16 protein-coding genes are annotated in these 18078 nt (G+C 65.5%); 3 read left to right on the top strand and 13 right to left on the bottom strand.

Features of this window, described 5'->3' with window-relative positions; translation table 11 throughout:
• Positions 1-54: 54 nt before the first annotated feature.
• Positions 55-657: a hypothetical protein gene (locus G606_RS0108855; protein WP_051198810.1), complete on the bottom strand. Its 603-nt coding sequence runs from the start codon at positions 655-657 to the stop codon at positions 55-57.
• On the opposite strand from G606_RS0108855, the gene G606_RS11495 reads away from it, so the two are divergent.
• Complete coding sequence (locus G606_RS11495; protein WP_269208413.1) at positions 644-772, top strand: hypothetical protein; 129 nt, start codon at positions 644-646, stop codon at positions 770-772. The two genes, G606_RS0108855 and G606_RS11495, sit on opposite strands and share 14 nt — an antisense overlap.
• A gap of 134 nt (positions 773-906) precedes the next feature.
• Here G606_RS11495 and G606_RS0108865 read toward each other — a convergent pair whose 3' ends face one another.
• The gene (locus G606_RS0108865; protein ID WP_026645643.1) at positions 907-1869 is read right to left on the bottom strand and encodes an A/G-specific adenine glycosylase; all 963 of its coding nucleotides are present in this window, start codon (positions 1867-1869) and stop codon (positions 907-909) included.
• 51 nt (positions 1870-1920) lie between these two features.
• Here G606_RS0108865 and G606_RS0108870 point away from each other — a divergent pair, with 51 nt between their 5' ends.
• Positions 1921-2580, top strand: a complete 660-nt coding sequence (locus tag G606_RS0108870; RefSeq protein ID WP_081664156.1) for a tRNA (cytidine(34)-2'-O)-methyltransferase — start codon at positions 1921-1923, stop codon at positions 2578-2580.
• A 74-nt stretch (positions 2581-2654) separates the two neighbouring features.
• On the opposite strand, the gene G606_RS0108875 is transcribed toward G606_RS0108870, so the two are convergent.
• The 7 genes from G606_RS0108875 to G606_RS10530 all read right to left on the bottom strand — a co-directional run bounded on the left by G606_RS0108875 (position 2655) and on the right by G606_RS10530 (position 10521).
• Positions 2655-4019: a PFL family protein gene (locus tag G606_RS0108875; RefSeq protein ID WP_026645645.1), complete on the bottom strand. Its 1365-nt coding sequence runs from the start codon at positions 4017-4019 to the stop codon at positions 2655-2657.
• 54 nt (positions 4020-4073) lie between these two features.
• A complete protein-coding gene (locus G606_RS0108880; RefSeq protein WP_026645646.1) occupies positions 4074-4346 on the bottom strand; it encodes an ACT domain-containing protein in 273 nt (90 codons plus the stop codon).
• A 220-nt stretch (positions 4347-4566) separates the two neighbouring features.
• Positions 4567-5676, bottom strand: coding sequence for a class C sortase (locus tag G606_RS0108885; protein ID WP_231371482.1), 1110 nt, complete (start codon positions 5674-5676; stop codon positions 4567-4569).
• Positions 5677-5923: 247 nt separating this feature from the next.
• Complete coding sequence (gene galK, locus G606_RS0108890) at positions 5924-7174, bottom strand: galactokinase (RefSeq protein ID WP_026645648.1); 1251 nt, start codon at positions 7172-7174, stop codon at positions 5924-5926.
• Positions 7175-7232: 58 nt separating this feature from the next.
• Positions 7233-8492 (bottom strand): galactose-1-phosphate uridylyltransferase, encoded by a 1260-nt coding sequence (galT, locus tag G606_RS0108895; protein WP_026645649.1) that lies wholly within the window; start codon positions 8490-8492, stop codon positions 7233-7235.
• 5 nt (positions 8493-8497) lie between these two features.
• A complete protein-coding gene (locus G606_RS0108900) occupies positions 8498-9304 on the bottom strand; it encodes a DeoR/GlpR family DNA-binding transcription regulator (RefSeq protein WP_026645650.1) in 807 nt (268 codons plus the stop codon).
• Between the two features lie 242 nt (positions 9305-9546).
• Positions 9547-10521 (bottom strand): glycosyltransferase, encoded by a 975-nt coding sequence (locus tag G606_RS10530; protein WP_231371483.1) that lies wholly within the window; start codon positions 10519-10521, stop codon positions 9547-9549.
• A gap of 272 nt (positions 10522-10793) precedes the next feature.
• Between G606_RS10530 and G606_RS0108910 the strand changes: the two genes are divergently transcribed.
• A complete protein-coding gene (locus G606_RS0108910; RefSeq protein WP_026645651.1) occupies positions 10794-11942 on the top strand; it encodes a quinone-dependent dihydroorotate dehydrogenase in 1149 nt (382 codons plus the stop codon).
• 252 nt (positions 11943-12194) lie between these two features.
• Here G606_RS0108910 and G606_RS0108915 read toward each other — a convergent pair whose 3' ends face one another.
• The 4 genes from G606_RS0108915 to G606_RS0108930 form a co-directional block, all read right to left on the bottom strand.
• Positions 12195-13319: an NADH:flavin oxidoreductase/NADH oxidase gene (locus G606_RS0108915; protein WP_026645652.1), complete on the bottom strand. Its 1125-nt coding sequence runs from the start codon at positions 13317-13319 to the stop codon at positions 12195-12197.
• 273 nt (positions 13320-13592) lie between these two features.
• Complete coding sequence (locus G606_RS0108920; protein WP_442852250.1) at positions 13593-15869, bottom strand: transglycosylase domain-containing protein; 2277 nt, start codon at positions 15867-15869, stop codon at positions 13593-13595.
• Positions 15870-16005: 136 nt separating this feature from the next.
• Positions 16006-16716 (bottom strand): Crp/Fnr family transcriptional regulator, encoded by a 711-nt coding sequence (locus G606_RS0108925; RefSeq protein WP_051198812.1) that lies wholly within the window; start codon positions 16714-16716, stop codon positions 16006-16008.
• 134 nt (positions 16717-16850) lie between these two features.
• Entirely contained in the window at positions 16851-18074 is a 1224-nt protein-coding gene (locus tag G606_RS0108930) for a lipoate--protein ligase family protein (RefSeq protein ID WP_026645655.1), read from the bottom strand.
• Positions 18075-18078: the final 4 nt, after the last annotated feature.

Genomic DNA, 18078 nt, shown 5'->3' on the forward strand with positions numbered 1-18078 from the left:
AGTGTCGACGATGCTGGCAGCAGCATCGTCGTCATCGACATGCGCAGTCCGCGCTCAGCCGACGGTGATTGTCACCGGCTTGCTTTCGACGTGCGTGTCGCCGTCGATGACGAGCTGCGCCGTGTACGTGCCGCGGTCGACGTGCGGCAGCTCCCCCGACGCCTTGCATTCGTCGCCCGAGCGCACCGTATCCCAGACGATCTGCTGTTCGTCGGTGACGCCCTCCATCATCAGCAGCGGACGGTACGTCGCCTCGCACGCGTCGGAACGCCACACCGTGTCCGCACCCGACTTGATGACGAGGACGCGCGCGTCGTCGGCGCCGTCGACGAAACAGCCGGCCGGGTCGGTGCCGACGTACGTCATCGTCGCCGTGAACTCGAGCGAGCCGCCGAGCGGCACGACGTCGGCCGCCGGCGTCAGCGTCATCTGCAGATTCTTCGCCGTGCAGTCCTTCACCTTGCTTTTCTTCGGCGGATCGGGCACCGCCGTGCGCGACACGGCCATGCGGTCTCCCACGCCGATCCAGTCGTGTGCGGCGACGGCGCCGCGAATCAGACTGTAGACGCACAGCACGCACACGATCACGAACACGAGCAGGCCGCCGAAGAACACGAGGCGGCGCTTGCGGTACATCGCGCGCTTGCGTTTCGACATCGTGCGCTTGCGCGGCCGTGCGCCGCCCGATGACGACGTTGTTCTCGACGACGATTCCGACGACGCTGTTCTCGACGACGACGTGCGCGGCGACGATTTCGACGACGTGCGCTGATGTGGTGGCTTCGGCATGCTCACCATCTTATCCACCCCACCCACGTCATCCTTGTTAATCGTTAATCCGTTAATCCTTGCCGATTGACTTTTCGTCGGTGTTTTTGTCGACTTCGTCAGTCGCCCGCGCGTCGACTACCGCGGCAGCCGCACGCCGTGGCCGTCGACGATCTCGATCAGACCGTCCTCGTCGAGCGATGCGATGCAACGGTCGAGCTGCACGCCGTCGGGCCACAATCGTCCCGCCGCCTCGCGCGACAGCACACCGTGCGCATCGGCGGGCAGCTCGCGCAGCGCCTGCATGACGATGCCGCGCACCTGACGGTCGGTGCCGGCGAAACGCTGCCGCGGCCGCGTGCGCCGCTCCCCCAGCCGCGGGCGGCCGGCGGCGAGGAAACGGCAGCGCTCGCGCAGCGGACAGTCGTCGCACGCCGGCTGTTTCGCCGTGCACACGAGCGCGCCGAGTTCCATGACCGCCTGATTCCACGTCGCGCTCGCCTGCGCGTCGCTCGGCAGCACGACGTCGGCGAGCGCACGCTCGAGCGCGCTCGCGGCGCCCCCGAGCGACTCCTCGCCAAGGAACACGCGGCTGAGTACGCGGCGGATGTTCGTATCGACGACGGCGATGCGCTCGCCATAGGCGAAACTGAGCACGGCGCTCGCCGTGTAGTCGCCGATGCCGGGCAGCGCCGTGAGCGTCGCGTAGTCGCGCGGCAGCTCGTCGTGGCATTCGGCGGCGACGACGCGCGCGCATTCCTGCAGCCGCAGTGCGCGGCGCGGATAGCCCAGCCGTCCCCACGCCTCGAGGACGTCGGCGCGCGGCGCAGCGGCGAGCGCGGCGGCGTCGGGCCATCGTTCCATCCACGCGGTCCAATACGGCACGACCCTGCCCATCTGCGTCTGCTGACTCATGACCTCGCACACGAGGACGCCCCACGGCGACGTGCGTCCGTCGCGCCACGGCAGTGTGCGCGCGTGCACGTCCCACCATGCGAACAGCGGTCGGCGCAGCTGTTCGGCGAGGCGTCGCGCGGATGCGGCGCGCGAGACGCCGACGACGTCGCTCGGTTCGGCGTTCTTCTTCGTTCGGGTGACCATAGCCTCGCCATTGTAGAAGCCGCGTCGCGCCGGGGCAATATCGTGTGTCACGTGACGAATGAAGCAACGAATCCCGCGAACGCCACCGACCCGCAGGCGCAGGTAGAGCGGATGTTCGAATATGGTTACCGCAAATCGAACTACGGTCCCGACGAACTCGTGACCGACGCGCACGGCAATCCGATTTCCGTCGTCGACGCGATGATGTCGGCGAAGGAGGCGGCGAACACGCCGACGTCGACGCCGCATCTGTGCTACTACTCCCCGCGCATCCCCGGCAACACCGGCTCGGCGATCCGCCTGTGCGCGGTCACCGGCACGATCCTGCATCTCGTGGAACCGCTCGGCTTCAACCTGCGCGACACGAAGCTGCGCCGCGCCGGTCTCGACTACCATGACATGGCACATGTCGTGCTCCACCCGAACTTCGAGGATCTCGTCGAGTCGATGCCGGATTCGCGCATCATCGCGTTCACTGCGCATGCGACGAAGCTGTACACCGAAGTGGAGTACCGGCCGACCGACATCCTGCTGTTCGGCCCGGAGCCGGGCAACATCCCCGATCCGACCGACATCATGTTCGGACCGCACGTCGCCGAGCAGGTGCGTCTGCCGATGCGGCCGAGCCTGCGCAGCCTCAACCTGACGAACTGCGCGTCGATTGCGATCTATGAGGCCTGGCGGCAGCTGGGATTTGATGGGGGTCAATGACCATCCACCCTAAAATCGCAGATGGGCGTGCATCAACCGTTTGATGCACGCCCATCTGCGATTTTAGGGTGGGGTCAGTTCTTGAAACTGTGGATCGGCGCCGGAATGCGGCCGCCGCGCGTCACGAAGGCCTCGCAGCTCGCCGTGTTCACCGGCATGATCGGCGCATAGCCCATCAGGCCGCCGAAGTTCGCCATTTCGCCGACCGTCTTACCTACGACCGGGATGACGCGCACGGCCGTCGTCTTCTGGTTGACCATGCCGATCGCCGATTCGTCGGCGATGATGCCGGAGATCGTCGACGCGGGCGTGTCGCCGGGGATCGCGATCATGTCAAGGCCGACCGAGCACACGCACGTCATCGCCTCGAGCTTTTCGATCGTCAGGCAGCTCGATTCGGCCGCGTCGATCATGTTCTTGTCCTCGGAGACCGGAATGAACGCGCCGGACAGGCCGCCCACATAGGAGGACGCCATGATGCCGCCCTTCTTGACCTGATCGTTGAGCATCGCGAGCGCGGCCGTCGTGCCGGGGCCGCCTACCTGCGCGAGTCCCATCTTCTCAAGCACTTCGCCAACCGAGTCGCCGACAGCCGGCGTCGGCGCGAGCGACAGGTCGATGATGCCGAAGGGCACGCCGAGGCGCTTCGACGCCTCCTGCGCGACGAGCTGGCCGACGCGCGTGATCTTGAACGCCGTGCGCTTGATCGTCTCGCACAGGAATTCGAAGTCCTTGCCGACGGCTGCGTCGAGCGCGCTCGAGACGACGCCCGGGCCGGACACGCCGACATTGATGACGGCGTCGCCTTCGGTCACGCCGTGGAATCCGCCCGCCATGAACGGGTTGTCGTCGGGCGCGTTGCAGAACGCGACGAACTTGACGCAGCCGTAGGAGTCGATGTCGGCGGTCGCTTCGGCGATCTCCTTGATGATGTGGCCGAGCATGTCGACGGCGTTCATGTCGATGCCGGTCTTCGTCGAGCCGACGTTGACCGACGAGCAGACGATGTCGGTTTCGCTCAGCGCGGCCGGCAGCGAACGGATGAGCAGTTCCTCGGCCGGCGTCATCGACTTCGAGACGAGCGCCGAGTATCCGCCGATAAGGTCGACGCCTACGGTCTTCGCCGCGTGGTCGAGCGCGTGCGCGATCTTGACGAAGTCGGCGCTCGTCTTGCAGCAGCTCGCGCCGACGAGCGCGATCGGCGTCACCGTGATGCGCTTGTTGACGATCGGGATGCCGAAGTCGCGTTCGATCGACTCGCCGGTGGAGACGAGGTCCTTCGCGTAGGTCGTGATTTTGTCGTAGATCTTGCCACAGGTCTCGTCGACGTCGGTCGTCGCGCAATCCATGAGGCTGATGCCCATCGTGATCGTGCGCACGTCGAGCTTCTCCTGCTCGATCATCTGGTTGGTCTCGTGGACCTCCATGATATTCAGCATGCTGGTTCCTTCCGGCTCTGGCCTATTGCGTTCACGTGGATGGCGTCCGCGGCCTCAGACGCGGTGCATCTTCGTGAAGATCTCCTCGCGCTGGCAGCGGATGCGCACGCCGATGTCCTCGCCGAGGGCCTCGAGGTCGTCCACGATCGTCTCGAATGCGACGTCCGCGTCCGCGTAGTCGACGATCATCATCATGTTGAAGAATCCGTCGATGATCGTCTGGGAAATGTCGAGCACGTTCGTGTGGTGTTCGGAAAGGTACGTGCAGACGCGAGCGATGATGCCGACGGTGTCCTGGCCGACGACGGTGATGATTGCCTTGTTCATGGATCTCCCTGGGTCTCGGGCGCGGTCGCCCTGGAAAAGTACCGGCAAGACCAAAGTATAGGGAGGAGCTGTGCCAAGTTCGGCGATGTCCCACATGTCAGGATGTCGCGGCCGGACGGCAGCGGCCCGTGACCCACCCCTGTGCAGGGCGCGTCGCGGGCCGTTCAATGCTGCCTATCGACGTTCATCGACGTTCATCGGCGCTCGCCGCCGTTCGCCGTTATCGTTTCGCGTGGTGCGTCGGCTGGTTGCGCATGCGCCGGCGCTGCACGACGAACACGGTGACGATCGCGGCGACGACGAGCGTCACGATGATCGCCGTCACCGTGATGTCCTGCGTCAGGCCTTCGTCGCGGTACGGCGTGTGCTGCTGCGGCGATTCGGTCGGGATGCGGTGTCCGGTGACGATGAGGCGATGCGAGTTGACGCCGTAGGGCGTGCAGGTCACGAGGCTCGCGAGGTCGCGTCCCTCCTGGATCGCGAGGTCCTTGACTTCGTTCGGCAGCACCGTGTGCGTCGCCTCGATCTCGTAGGTGAGCACTTCGTCGTAGACGGTGATCGTGAACTTGTCGCCCTTGCCGAGCGTGTCGAGGCCGGTGAACAGCATCGCGCTCGGCAGGCCGGTGTGCCCGGTGAGCACCGTGTGCGTCGATTCGCCGCCGATCGGCAGGCTCGAGCCTTCGAGATGGCCGGCCGCGATCTGCAGCACCGTCTCGTCGGTGCCGTGGTAGATCGGCAGACGCGCCTTGATCTTCGGAATCGTCACGTAGCCCATGATGCCGGTGCCGGACACGTCGAGGATCGACTCGTACACCTTCTTTTCCTCGGGTGTCGGTAGGAAACGGGAATTGCCCTGTCCGACGAGCGATTCGTTGTACTCCTTCGCGCGCGCGAGCTCCTTGTCGCGGTCCTCCTTGGAGGTGTCGGCGACCTTCTCGATATAGCCGGCGACGGCGCGCGACGCGACGTGCCTGTTCCACGCGTCGGCGATCGTCGGATAGAGGATCAGGCCGACGCCGATGAGCAGCAGCGCGCTCATCGCGGCGAGCATCGCGAAGAACCTGCGGTTGTCCTTCTTGCGTTTGCGCGCGAGCTCCTCCGGCGTCAGCTTCGGCTTGCCGGGTTCGTGCGGGTCGATGATCTCGGCGAATCCGTCCTCCCCCGCCGATGCGGCCGCCGCGTCGGCATCGTGCGCGTCGGCATCGTGCACATCGTTGTCATGCACATCGTCGCCATGCGCGTCGCCGTCGTGCATCTCCTCCCACATGTCCCAATCGTCGTGATTGCCGCCGTGTTCGTCGTGGTTGCCGTCGTCCCACCTGTCAGCCATAGCGCGTCCACCCTCTCGCCGGCAGCGCGCGCGGCGCGGCCGTCACTGCGATCCGTTTGTCGATCTGTTTGTCCGTTTAGAGCATAACCGCACAGTCACGCATTCGCACGTCGCATTCCCAAACCTTTACGTTTGCGTCCGCGACGTCCCCTTACGCCAACGTCCCCTTACGCCAGCAGAGGCATAAGGGGACGTCGTTCGGCAATCGTCATCGACCATCGTCATCGACGATGTCGACGCGCGAACGTCAGCTCACGCACTGCGACGCTGCAGCCGCATATGCCGGCAGCGCGCGCGGCGCACGGAAGCCGCGGCGTGCGAATTCGTCGGCGATGCGCTGCGCGATGCGTTCGCTCGCGCCGGCGTCGACGAGCGCGATGATCGATCCGCCGAAGCCGCCGCCGGTCATGCGCGCGCCGTACGCACCCTCGGCGCGCGCGACGTCGACAGCCACGTCGAGTTCGGGCACCGTCACCTCGTAGTCATCGCGCAGCGAATCGTGCGACGCGTTGAACAATGCGCCAGCCTCCTGCATGTCGCCACGTGCGAAGGCGTCGATGAATTGGTCGACGCGTCCGATCTCGGTGACGACGTGCCGCACACGTTTGCGCATCGTCTCGTCGCTGAGCCGCGCGAGCACGTCGTCGAGTGCCTGCTGCGGATCGTCGGAGGCGTCGACGGCGTCGGCGACCTCACGCAGGTTCGCGACGCCGAGCAACGCCGCCGCCTGCTCGCACATCGTGCGGCGCGCCTCGTACTGGCCGTCGTTGAGCTGATGCGGCGCGCGCGTGTCGAGCACGAGCAGCTCGAGGCCGTAGCGGCCCAGATCGAAGGGCTCCTGCTCGACGTTTTCAAGTGCGCTCAAGCCAGGACGGCAGTCGAGTCGCAGCGCGTGGCCTTCGGTACAGCGCATCGACGCGTTCTGGTCGAGACCGCCGGTCGACGCGCCCGCCATGTCGTTCTCCGCACGGATCGCCGCGTCGATCAACGTGACACGGCCGGCGTCGCTGCCGCTGAAGCCGAGCGCGTGCACGTCGTCGAGCGCGAGCGCCGTCGAGCACGTCATCGCCGCCGACGAGCTCAGTCCCGAGCCGAGCGGCACGCATGACGCGAAGGCCGCGTCGAAGCCGCCCACCTGATCGAATCCGGCCTCGCGCATCGCCCATGCGACGCCGACCGGGTACGCCGCCCAGCCGTCGACGCCGCCGGCCATAAGGCCGTCGAGGTCGGCTTCGGCGACCGTGTCGGGTGCGACGTCGGAGACGACGCGCACCGTCGTGTCGTCACGCGCGCCGAGAGCCACATACGTGCGATGCGGCAGCGCGATCGGCAGGCACAGGCCACCGTTGTAGTCCGTGTGCTCGCCGATGAGGTTGACGCGTCCGGGCGCCGCCCATACGCCGTCCGGATCCTTGCCGTAGCGCTCGCGGAACAGTGCGGCTGCCTGCTGCGCTCCCTGCTCGTCGCCCATCGCCTCGATGAATTCCACCTGTGCCATAGTTGTCTTCGTCTTTCGTCTGCCGTGTTCTGTCGTGTTCCGATTGGTGTCGCGCCGCTCAGCTTTCGTCGGCGATGTCGACGGGGCCGAGCTCGTGGAAGCGCGCCGCGATGAGTTCGGGCGTCGTGTCCGACACCCACGCCGCCATGCCCGATTCGGAGCCCGCAAGGTACTTGATCTTGTTCGTCGCGCGGCGGAACGAGAAGAACTGCAGGTTGAGCCGGTAGTGGTCACGGCGCGCGTCGCGCACCGGCGCCTGATGCCAGGCGGCGATGTACGGCAGGTCCATGCCCTTGCCGTCGCCCCTATCGAAGAAGCGGTTGCCGCGCTTGAGCAGCGTAGAGTACATCTGCGCGAGGTCCCAGCGCTCCTGGTCGTCGAGCTCGTCGAGCGTAAGGATGCCGTCGCGCAGCGGCGCGACGTGCACCTCGAGCGGCCAGCGCGCCGCGGCCGGCACGTAGGCGACCCAGCTGTGGTTGCGCATGACAACACGTTCGCCGGCCTCGATTTCGGCGGCCATCAGGTCGTGCAGCAGATTGCCGCCGGTGCGCTCGAAGTAGGCTTCAGTGTGCTCGAGCTCCGTTTCGAGCTTCGGTGCGATGAACGGGTACGCGTAGATCTGGCCATGCGGATGCGCGAGAGAGACGCCGATCTCCTCGCCGTGGTTCTCGAACGGGAAGATCTGCTCGATGCCGTCGATCGTGCTCAGTTCGGCCGTGCGGAAGGCCCACGCCTCGACGACGGTGCGCAGACGCGACACCGGCAGGTCGGCGGGCAGGCCGTCCTCGTCCGGGTCGAAGCAGATGACCTCGCAGCGGCCGGCCGCCGGGCGCACCTGCCACAGCGGGTTGCCGTCGACGTAGCCGACCTCGTCGGGGACGCCGGGCACCTGCACCATCGAGGGGAATCGGTTCTCGAAGATGACGACGTCATAGTCGGTGTCCGGCACTTCGCCGTCCTGATACGGATCGCCGGGTTTGCGTGCAGCGAGCGGATTGCCCTTCGCCGTAGCGCCGGCACCGGCCGTGATCGGACGGTTCATGCGCGCCGTCGCCATCGGGATCCAGTCGCCGGTGAGCGGGTCGCGACGCATCTGCGGCGCCTGATAGCGCACTTCGACGCCGTCGGCGTCCAGATGCGGCGCGAATCGATACGGCAGCTCGCGCGGATCGTCGAGGCGGCGCGTGCGCTCACCGGAGACAAACTCGGGCTCGTCGTCGAGGTAGAAGAAGTCGCGGCCGTCGGCGAGCGTCGCCGGCGTGATGCGGATATGCTCCTTCGCGTAGTCGCCGGGTTCATACTGTGCAAATCGTGACATCGTCGTCACTCGCTTTCTGTATCGTCGGACGCCCTGTCGTGGGCGAGTACAAGCTCCTTGACGAGGTCGCGCGTCTTCGTCGCCGAATCCGTGTCGAGGCCGTCGTCGGTGATGACAGTGTCCACCTGGTCGAAGCGCGCGAACAGCGACAGCGACGTGCTGCTCCACTTCGTGTGGTCGGTGAGGATGATCGTGCGGTCGGCGATGTCCATCATCGCCATATCGGTCGCCGCCTCAAGCGAGTTCGGCATCAGGAATCCGCGCGGGATCGACACCGAGTGCGTACCGAGGAACACGGTGTTCACGCGCAGCGACGCGATGACCTTGTCCGCGATCGGCCCGACGAGCGAGTTCGAACGCGTGATGACGCCGCCGGTGACGATGACCTCGACGTCCTTCGATTCGAGGGCCTGCACGAGTTCGGCGACCGGAATCGAGTTCGTCAGAATCGTGATGCCGTTCGAACGCTGCGATTCGAGCAGATGCTGCGCGAAGACGTAGGCGGTCGTGCCGCCGCCGATCGCGATGACGTCGCCCGGCGAGACATAGTCGATCGCCTGCTGTGCGATCGCGTCCTTGAGGCCGATGTCCATCTGTGACTTGACCGAGAACAGCGGTTCGCTCAGCAGCGTGCTTGTCGACACGGCGCCGCCGTGCACGCGCCGCAGCAGACCCTTGTCCGCGAGTTCGGCGATGTCCCTGCGGATCGTCATCGCCGAGACGCCGAGCTCCTTCGAGAGTGCGGTGATGCGCACCGCGCCGCGCGTACGCAGCCGGCTCAGGATGAGATGCTGTCGTTGTGAGGAAATCATGTGAACATTATCGCACATTTCATTTCATCAGACAACTCGAAACAAACATTTCGGCGTGTTTTCCAAACAGAAGTTCACATAAACCGATCTAGTGCACACGTATGCATGACCGTTGCGGGTGGATTCGGCGGGGTCACCATAGCGGCAGCCCGCAGGTTGGACGTCAGATTGGACGTCAGATCGGTCATCAATCGGTTCGCGCACAACGCACGATCGCATATGCCGCGCGACGCCGTGGACGATCAGTCGGCGGCTTCGGCTTCGGCTTCAAGCTCGTCGTTGAAGTCGTCGTCGGGCGCATCGGCGATCTGCCGGCGTGCGGCGCGGCGTTCGAACTCGCGTTCGCGCGGGTCGTGCAGCTGCCGATGCATGCGCGAGAAGCCCCACTTGGTCACCTTGCGCATCGCCTCGTGTACGATCGCCCCATCCATCTTCGAAACGCCGAGCGCACGTTCGGGGAATACGATCGGCACTTCGACGACGACGCCGCCGGCCGCCACGACGCGGCGCGTCATGTCGATCTGGAACACGTAGCCGTTGTCGTCGATGCCGTCGAGGTCGATCCTGCGCAGGATGCGAGCACGGTAGGCGCGGAAGCCGCTCGTCATGTCGCGCACCTTGAGACCGAGCATGAAACGCGCGTAGGAGGAGCCAGCGCGGGAGATGACGTCACGGTACCACGGCCAGTTCTGTGTCATGCCGCCGGGGACGCGCCGCGACCCGAGCACGAGGTCGACGCGCTCGTCGCCGTCGATGCGCGCCAGGATGCGCCGCAGGTCGTCGGGGCGGTGCGAGCCATCCATGTCCATTTCACAGATGATGTCGTAGCCGCGCGCGAGCGCCCATTTGAAACCATCGATGTATGCCGAGCCGAGGCCGAGCTTGCCGGCGCGGTGCAGCACGTGCAGCTTCGAGCCGGTCGTCGTCGCGTTGACGCGGTTCGCGATCTTGAGGTCGGCGGTGCTCACGTTCGCATCGGAGAGCAGCGCCGCGTCGTCGCCGTCCTTGTAGAACGAGACGTCGTGCGCGATGTCGTTGCTCTTGGCCTCGACGCTCAGCCCCGGCGTCATATGCGTGGCCTTCGCGATGACGTCGGCGAGCTGGCCGGTGCCGTCGGGCGAGTCGTCGTCGACGATGAGCACGTCGACGTCGGGGTTGAGTTCGAAGACGCCGCTGAGCGTCGGTTCGAGGTTCTCACGCTCGTTGTACGTCGGCATGACCACGCATACACGACCCGTCATATCCGCCTCCCGTCCGTCGGCCGCCGGTCGTCTGCACCCGACTTTACCGCATGACGCACGGCCGCATGGCCGCACAGTCGGGTCGGCCTTCGGCTCCCGTACCGACTGTAGTCAGCGACCCCGGCGCGCGCACATCGTGCAGCCATCGGCAAAACCTGCCGGGCGTGTGTCTTCGGCCATATGCTTCGCGCGTTGCGGCGGCAAGCATGGGCACCAAGCATGGCCGGCGTGCATGGCACAATGGAACAATGGCTTACGTTTCCGAAAACAGCTTGCATGACGCGATCAACAAGGCGACGACCGACTTGTTCACCTGCGCGTACAAGCACGTCATCAAACCGCATTTCGTCTTCAACAAGCCGCCGGACCAGTCGCACGCCCAGATGATCGAGTTCTGCAAGGTCACGCGCAACATCCCGCCGCTGATGTGGCTGCTGCGCCAGATGCTCGACTACACCGACCCTATCCTCGAAACCTCGGTCATGGGCGTCGACTTTGCCAACCCCTTCGGCTTGTCCGCCGGTCTCGACAAGGACTGCGAGATGGCGACGCTGCTCGACAACGCCGGATTCGGCTTCGAGACGGTCGGCTCGACGACGGCGCGTCCCTGCGCCGGCAATCCGCGCCCGTGGTTCCATCGGCTGCCCGAATACGATTCGATGATGGTGCACGTCGGGCTCGCGAACGAAGGCTCGGACAAGATCATCGCGAAGACCGAGCAGGCGTGGCGCCGTACGCGCACGATGCAGATGTCAGTGTCGATCGCCCGCACGAACGACGATCTCGTCGGCGGTATCGACGAAGGCATCGAGGACTATTGCATCTCGATGCGGCGCGCCGCCGGCCGCACGGCGATGGTCGAAGTGAACATCTCGTGCCCGAACACGAAGGTCGGTGAACCGTTCAACGAGGATCCGAACGCGCTAGACCGCCTGTTCACCGAACTCGACAAGATCGAGCGCCCGCAGCCGACGCTCGTCAAGATGCCGCTCAACAAGACGTGGGAAGAGTTCCGCGAGCTCATCGACGTGCTCGCCGAGCACAACGTGCAGGGCCTGTCGATCGCGAACCTGCAGAAGGACCGCAGCGGCATGACGATCCCGCCGTCCTGGCTCGGAGGCCTGTCGGGAGGCCCCTGCACCGTCGAAAGCACCGAGCTGATCCGCCGCGTCTACCGCGACTACGGCAACCGCTTCGCAATCGCCGGCATCGGCGGCGTCTTCACGCCGCAGCAGGCGTATGAGAAGATCCGCGCCGGCTCGTCGCTTGTCATGTTCATCTCGGCGCTGATGTACCGCGGGCCGCAGCAGATCAGCGTGCTCAAGCGCGGGCTCGCCGAGCTGCTGCGCCGCGACGGCTTCGCGCATGTGGCCGACGCCGTCGGCGTCGACGCCTGATTCGCGCGTGAAGGGCGTATGCGAAGGCCCCGGCAACCGCCGGGGCCTTCGCATACGCCCTTCACAAGGCACCAGGCACCGTTTCGGCACCTGTCCACGTTGTATCTGCGTTGAGGGAGAGCAACATCTTGGATTGGGCCAAGTAGCGCCACGGTATTATGCGGGTTTCAGGCCCTGATACTCGGCCATATCGCCGAAGAGGCACTCCCTCAGTGCAGATAGGCTGGAGAGACGGCTGGAAATACGCCTAGCTCACCACTGTTCGCCGTCGCGCCATGCTCCGCGCACAAGCTGCGGCGGGTAGTCGATGCACTCGCGCGGCATGCCGAGCTTCGCGGCGGCCCGCAACGGCCAGTACGGTTCGCGCAGGGCTGCGCGGCCGATCTCGACGGCATCGGCCTGCCCGTGCGTAAGGATCTTGAGTGCCTGACGCGGCTTCGTGATCAGGCCGACGGCCGTCGTCGCGATGCCGGCTTCATTGCGCACCCGGTCGGCGAAGGACACCTGATAGCCGGGACGCACCGGAATCGTCACATGCGGCAGCACGCCGCCGGTCGAGACGTCGACGAGATCCACGCCATGCGCCTTGAGATTCTTCGCGAGTGTGACGGCGTCGTCGGCGCCGAAGCCGCCCTCGACCCAGTCGGTCGCTGAGATGCGCACGAACACCGGCATGTCGTCGCGCACGACGCCACGCACCTTGTCCACTATCTCGATGAGCATGCGCGCCCGGTTTTCCGGTGATCCGCCGTACTCGTCGTCGCGCACGTTCGTCAGCGGGTCGAGGAATTCGGACAATAGATAGCCGTGGGCCGCATGGATCTCGATCGCTTCGAAGCCGGCCTCCTGCGCGCGCCAGGCGGCGTCGCGGAAGCGATCCTCGATGTCGTGGATCTCGTCGACGGTCAGCGCTCGCGGTTCGGGGAAGTCGCCGAAGGCGATCGCCGACGGCGCCACGGTGCGCCAGCCGCCATCACTGGGGGCGAGGGCCTCCCCCGGCACGCCGATGCCGAAGCATCCGGTCGAGGCCTTGCGCCCCGCGTGGCCGATCTGGATCGCCGGCGTCGCGCCGGCGCGCTTCATGCCGTCGACGATCCACCGGTAGGCGCCGATCTGCCCGTCCTCCCACAGACCGAGATCGCATGGCGAGATGCGTCCCTCGGGAGTGACGGCCGTCGCCTCGACGATGATGAGCCCGAAGCCGCCGAGCGCTCGGGACACGTAATGCTGGTAGTGGAAATCGGTCGGCCTGCCGTCGCATGCCGTCACCGAATACATGCACATCGGCGGCAGCCAGATGCGGTTGCGTGCGCTCGTGCCGCGGATCGTGATCGGTTCGAACAGGATCGGCGTCTCCATCGAAATCGGCGTCTCCATCGAAGTGGAGGACGTCGCCTTCGAGGACGTCTTCGACTGTTTCGTTGAGGTCTTCGTATGCTTCTTTGCTTTGCCCATACCGCGCACTGTAGCATATCCGCGCAGAGGCGCCGGGTTTCGCTTCTCCCCGCCGCCCCCGCCGTACTCACCCCGCACACCTACCAACTCCGCGCCCCACCACGCCAAAAAGGACGCCCCTTCCAATCGGAAGGGACGCCCTCGTCTCTCGCGACGCGTCAGCCACACATCGGCCCCAGGACCGCCGCAATCCGTCTACCGCGTGGTCGTCGGATTCTGCTGCTGGCCGTTCTGCGTCAGCGTCTGGCCATTCTGTTGCGTCTGACCGTTCTGCTGCGTCGTGCCGTTGCCGCCGGTCACCCGGCCCGTCGACCGCATGTACTTGTCGACCGGTTGGCCGTAGTCGTTGTCCATCGGCAGGTTCTTCTTCTCCGCGTACTTGCTCACGGCCTGGCTGAAGGCCGGAGCCGCGATCGTCGAACCATCCCAGTAGCTGTGGTAGTTGCCGTTGATCGCGATGTTCTCAATCCGGTGGTTCATCGGGTCCTGCACGTCGCCGACGAGTACGAAGGTCGCAATCTGGTTGGGGATGAAGCCGCCAGTCGTCACGTACGTGTTCTCGTTCGTACCGGTCTTCGCGAAAGTCTTGCGGTTGTTCGCGAGCTTCGCCGAACCGGCCGCGCCGTCGGGGCGCGTCACGCCCTGGTTCATCGTGTACGCGAGCGTCTGGATGATGTCCTTGTCGACCGCCTGATGGCAGTTCGCCTTCGGCACATCGAGCTGCTCGCCATCGGTGTTCTCGACCGACTTGATCGCGATCGGTGTGCACTGCACGCCGTTGGCCGCGTATGTTGCATAGACGTTCGCCATCGTCAGCGGCGAAACCGAGGTCGTGCCGCCGATGAGCAGCGACGGGTGCATCGAGATGTCCGAATAGACGTCCTCCTGCCCGATCTTCGCGTTGTGGTAGCCGACGGCCTTCGCCGCGTCGGCGACCGCACACAGGCCGATCTGCGCGCCCATCGCCGCCATCGTCGTGTTGTGCGAGTGAACGAGGCCGAGGAACGGGCTTTCCGGCGAGACGGTGCCGTTCGTCAACGCATTCGTCACATGCCAGTTGTCGGTGCCACCGGCGTAGCCGTTGCAGTTGAAACGGCTCGTCAGGAAGTCGGTCGGCGCGACGAGCATCTCGTTGATCGACCGTCCCTGCTGCATCCACGCGACGAGGTTGATCGGCTTCCACGACGAACCGATCGGGAAGCCTTGGCCGCCGCCGTCCACCTGGTCCACTGCGTAGTTCATCGACGTCTTCGTCTGGTCGTTCGCCGCCGCATCGGTCGCATCATACGTGCGGTTGATGCCGAAGCCGAGCACTTCGCCGGTTCCCGGCTTGACCGAGGCCATGACGATCTCCATGCCGGAGGGATCGTTCGCCGGGATCGTCTGGTTCGCCGTCTCCATCATCGCGTTGCTCGCGTCGAGGTCGAGCGTCGTGACGATCTTGAGTCCGCCCTCCTGCAGCAGCTTCTCGCGGTCCTCCGCGGTCTTGCCGAATTCGGGCGAGTTTTCGATCTTGTGCACGACGTAATCGCAGAAGAAGCCGGTGTTGTATTTCGCGGCCATGCATCCGCGGCTCACGTCGGTCAGGTGCAGCGTGTCCTTGAGCGGCGTGTTGACCGCCTCGTCGTACTCCTGCTGCGAGATGAACTTCTGGTCGAGCATCAGCTTGAGCACGATGTTGCGCTGCTTCTGCGCCTCTTCCTGATTCTCGGGGATCGACGGATCGTATTTCGAAGGGTTCTTCGTAACCATCGCGATCGTCGCCGCCTGCACGACGTTGAGTTTGTCGGCGGTCGTGTTGAAGTAGCGTTCGGCTGCCGACTGCACGCCGTAGAGCGAATTCGAGCCGAATTGCGCGATATTGAGGTAACCCTGCAGGATCTCCTGCTTCGAGTACTTCTTCTCCATCTGCACCGACAGCAGCATCTCGCGCAACTTACGGGCGATCGTGTCCTCGGTCGCGTGGTATTCGCCGATCGGGTCGTCGCTTTCGCGCGCCTTCGTCGCGAGCACGTTCTTCACGTACTGCTGAGTCAGGCTCGATCCGCCCTGCTGGTCGCCCTTCTTCATGTACGTCTGCACGAAGGCGCGCATGACGCCCTGCACGTCGACGCCCGAGTGCTCCCAGAAACGCTTGTCCTCGCGGGCGACGACCGCCTGCATCATCGGTTTCGAGATGTCCTTGAGCGGCACGACCTCGCGGTTCTGCGCGTAGAACTCCGCGATGACGGTCTTGCCGTCGTTCGCGTACATCGTCGATTTCTGCGGCAGGTTCGTCACGTCGAAGTCGATGCCTTCGACCTCCATCGACGGCGACACCGCCCGCGCCACGTTGTTCGCCCCTATGACCGCGGGAAGGAACAGCAGGCACGTCGTCGCCCCGCCGGCGACGCACAACGTGATGAACGCCAGCGCGAGCGCAAGAATGCGCACTCCACTCAGGGTTTTCTTCTTCTTCGGCATGCGCACCATTCTATGTTGCCGGCTCTACCGACGCCAGAGACGAAAACCGTGTCCCGCACCACATTCCGCCGCCTTCGCGCGACACGCGTCCAGTGATTTCACACGTTGTTCACAGCGCATCGCCAGCATTCGCACGCGCAGCCGTTCATCGCTGCGACCTGCGGATGAGTTTGCCCGGCTGATAGATGATGATCGTGCGTCCTTCGCGCGCGATCCATCCGCGGTTTGCGAAGTCCATCAGAGCCTTGTTCACCGTCTCCCTCGACGAGCCGACGAGCTGTGCCATCTCCTCTTGCGTGAGGTCGTGCGGCACCTGCAGTCCCGCTTCGACCGGCTTGCCGAAGCGCGCCGCGAGGTTGAGCAGCGTCTTCGCGAGCCTCGCCGGCACATCCATGAACACAAGGTCGGCGATGCGTTCGTTGTTCGCGCGCATGCGGTTCGCGAGCACCTGCAGCATGTCGACGGCGACGCGCGGATATTTGCCAAGCCATCGGAACAGCGCGTCATGTTCGATGCACACAAGGCGCGTGTCATTCATCATCGCGATCGCCGACGCCGTGCGCGGGCCGCCGTCGGGGTCGAAGACGGGGATCTCGCCGAGCACTTCGCCGCGCGTGTGGATGCTGAGCAGCTGTACACGGTCGTCGATCGACTTACGAGTCAGCTTGACACGTCCGCGTTCGATGACGTACATCCTCTGGTCGGTGTCCCCTTCACGGAAGATGTAGTCGCCCTTCTGCACGGTCTCGTGGCGTAACGACGGCAGCAGCTCCTTGGCCTGCTCGGCGGGGACGTGCCTGAACAATGCCGTCTGCAGCAGCGGATTGCCGTCCTCCTGCATCTCGTTTGATGCCATAACCACCTCGTTTCACGGTTGTTTCACGCGGCCGTGCGGCGCGCACACCATCGTTTATTGTACCGTCGCGGCCGCGGCGACGCGAACGACGCTCCCCGTTGGCCGCACCCGTCGCATGTTCGATCGCGCGCCGCCTACCGTGTGCGTGTGCCGAAATCGGCCGCGACGCGCGCCATCGTCGCCACGATTTGCGCGCGCGTCATCGTCGTCTGCGCCGTCATCGGCTCGACGCGCCGCCGTGCCGATTTCACTGCCTTGTCCGACATCTTCTCCGGATCGGTGATGAGCACGTCGGCCATCGCGGACGCGTCGATTGCGTACGCGAGTGTGACGTGGTGCAGCAGGCAGCCGGGGCCGCCGTCGCGCGCCGGGACGCGCATCTGCGCGGCACCGCCGATCTTGCCGCCGATCTGCGCGGGGTCGGCGGGGTCGGCGGCGATGTCGTTGAGACCCGCATAGCGCGCGTGGACGCCGCATTCGACGAGCGCCTTGAGCAGCCATGCGTCGCACAGCTGATAGGCCTGCACGGCGTCGAGGCCGTCGATGAACCACAGCGGCGCGTAGAGCGAATAGGTGATCGTGTCGGCCGGCTCGATGAACATCGTGCCGCCGCCGGTGCCGCGGCGCACGATGTGCACGCCTCGCGCGCGTGCCGCGGCCACGTCCACCTCGTCCTCGATCGACTGGTAACGGCCGCAGACGACGGCCGGCGCCGCCCAATCCCAGATGCGGATCGTCGGTGCGCGTAGGCCGGCGGCGACCTGCCGCGCCCATTGTGGTTCGAGCGCCATCTGCTCCTCGGGCATTCGCGGCCGGTCGACGACGACGCGCGGACGCAGTGCCGCCCACCGCGCCTCGATCTCGTCGGCGCCGATGCGCATCGGCGTCGACGTGTACGGATGCTGCGCGGCCTGCCATGACCGACGCACCTGCGCCATATGACGCGCCTCGAACGCGCGCGCGACGGCGCTGTCCCCGGCTGCCGCGCGCAGAGTCGCCAACGCGATCGCGTCCGCGTTCGCCCCGACGAGTCGTCCCCCAAGCACGTCATCAATCCACCGAACCGTCTCCCGATACCACCCCTCCACCGCGCGCACAGTGGGTGCGTCGGGGTCAACGGAATCAGTAGATTCGACGGACGCAGTGGATTCGGTGGATTCGGTGGATTCGTCAGAATCGGCGGCGAGGATTGTGTCGAGGTCGCGGGCGGCGTCGGCGACGATTCTCTCGACGGAGGCGATGATGTCGCGCGCGTCGCCGTCAGCGAAGAAATCACCGTCGAGACGCGCGCCGGCGGCAAGCGTCACACGGACAAGCTTGCCGCCGGGCACTTTGACGGAGCCGGAACGGTCGGTCATCGGC

It is taken from the genome of Bifidobacterium sp. AGR2158 (assembly GCF_000424225.1).
Taxonomy (GTDB): Bacteria; Actinomycetota; Actinomycetes; order Actinomycetales; family Bifidobacteriaceae; genus Bifidobacterium; species Bifidobacterium anseris.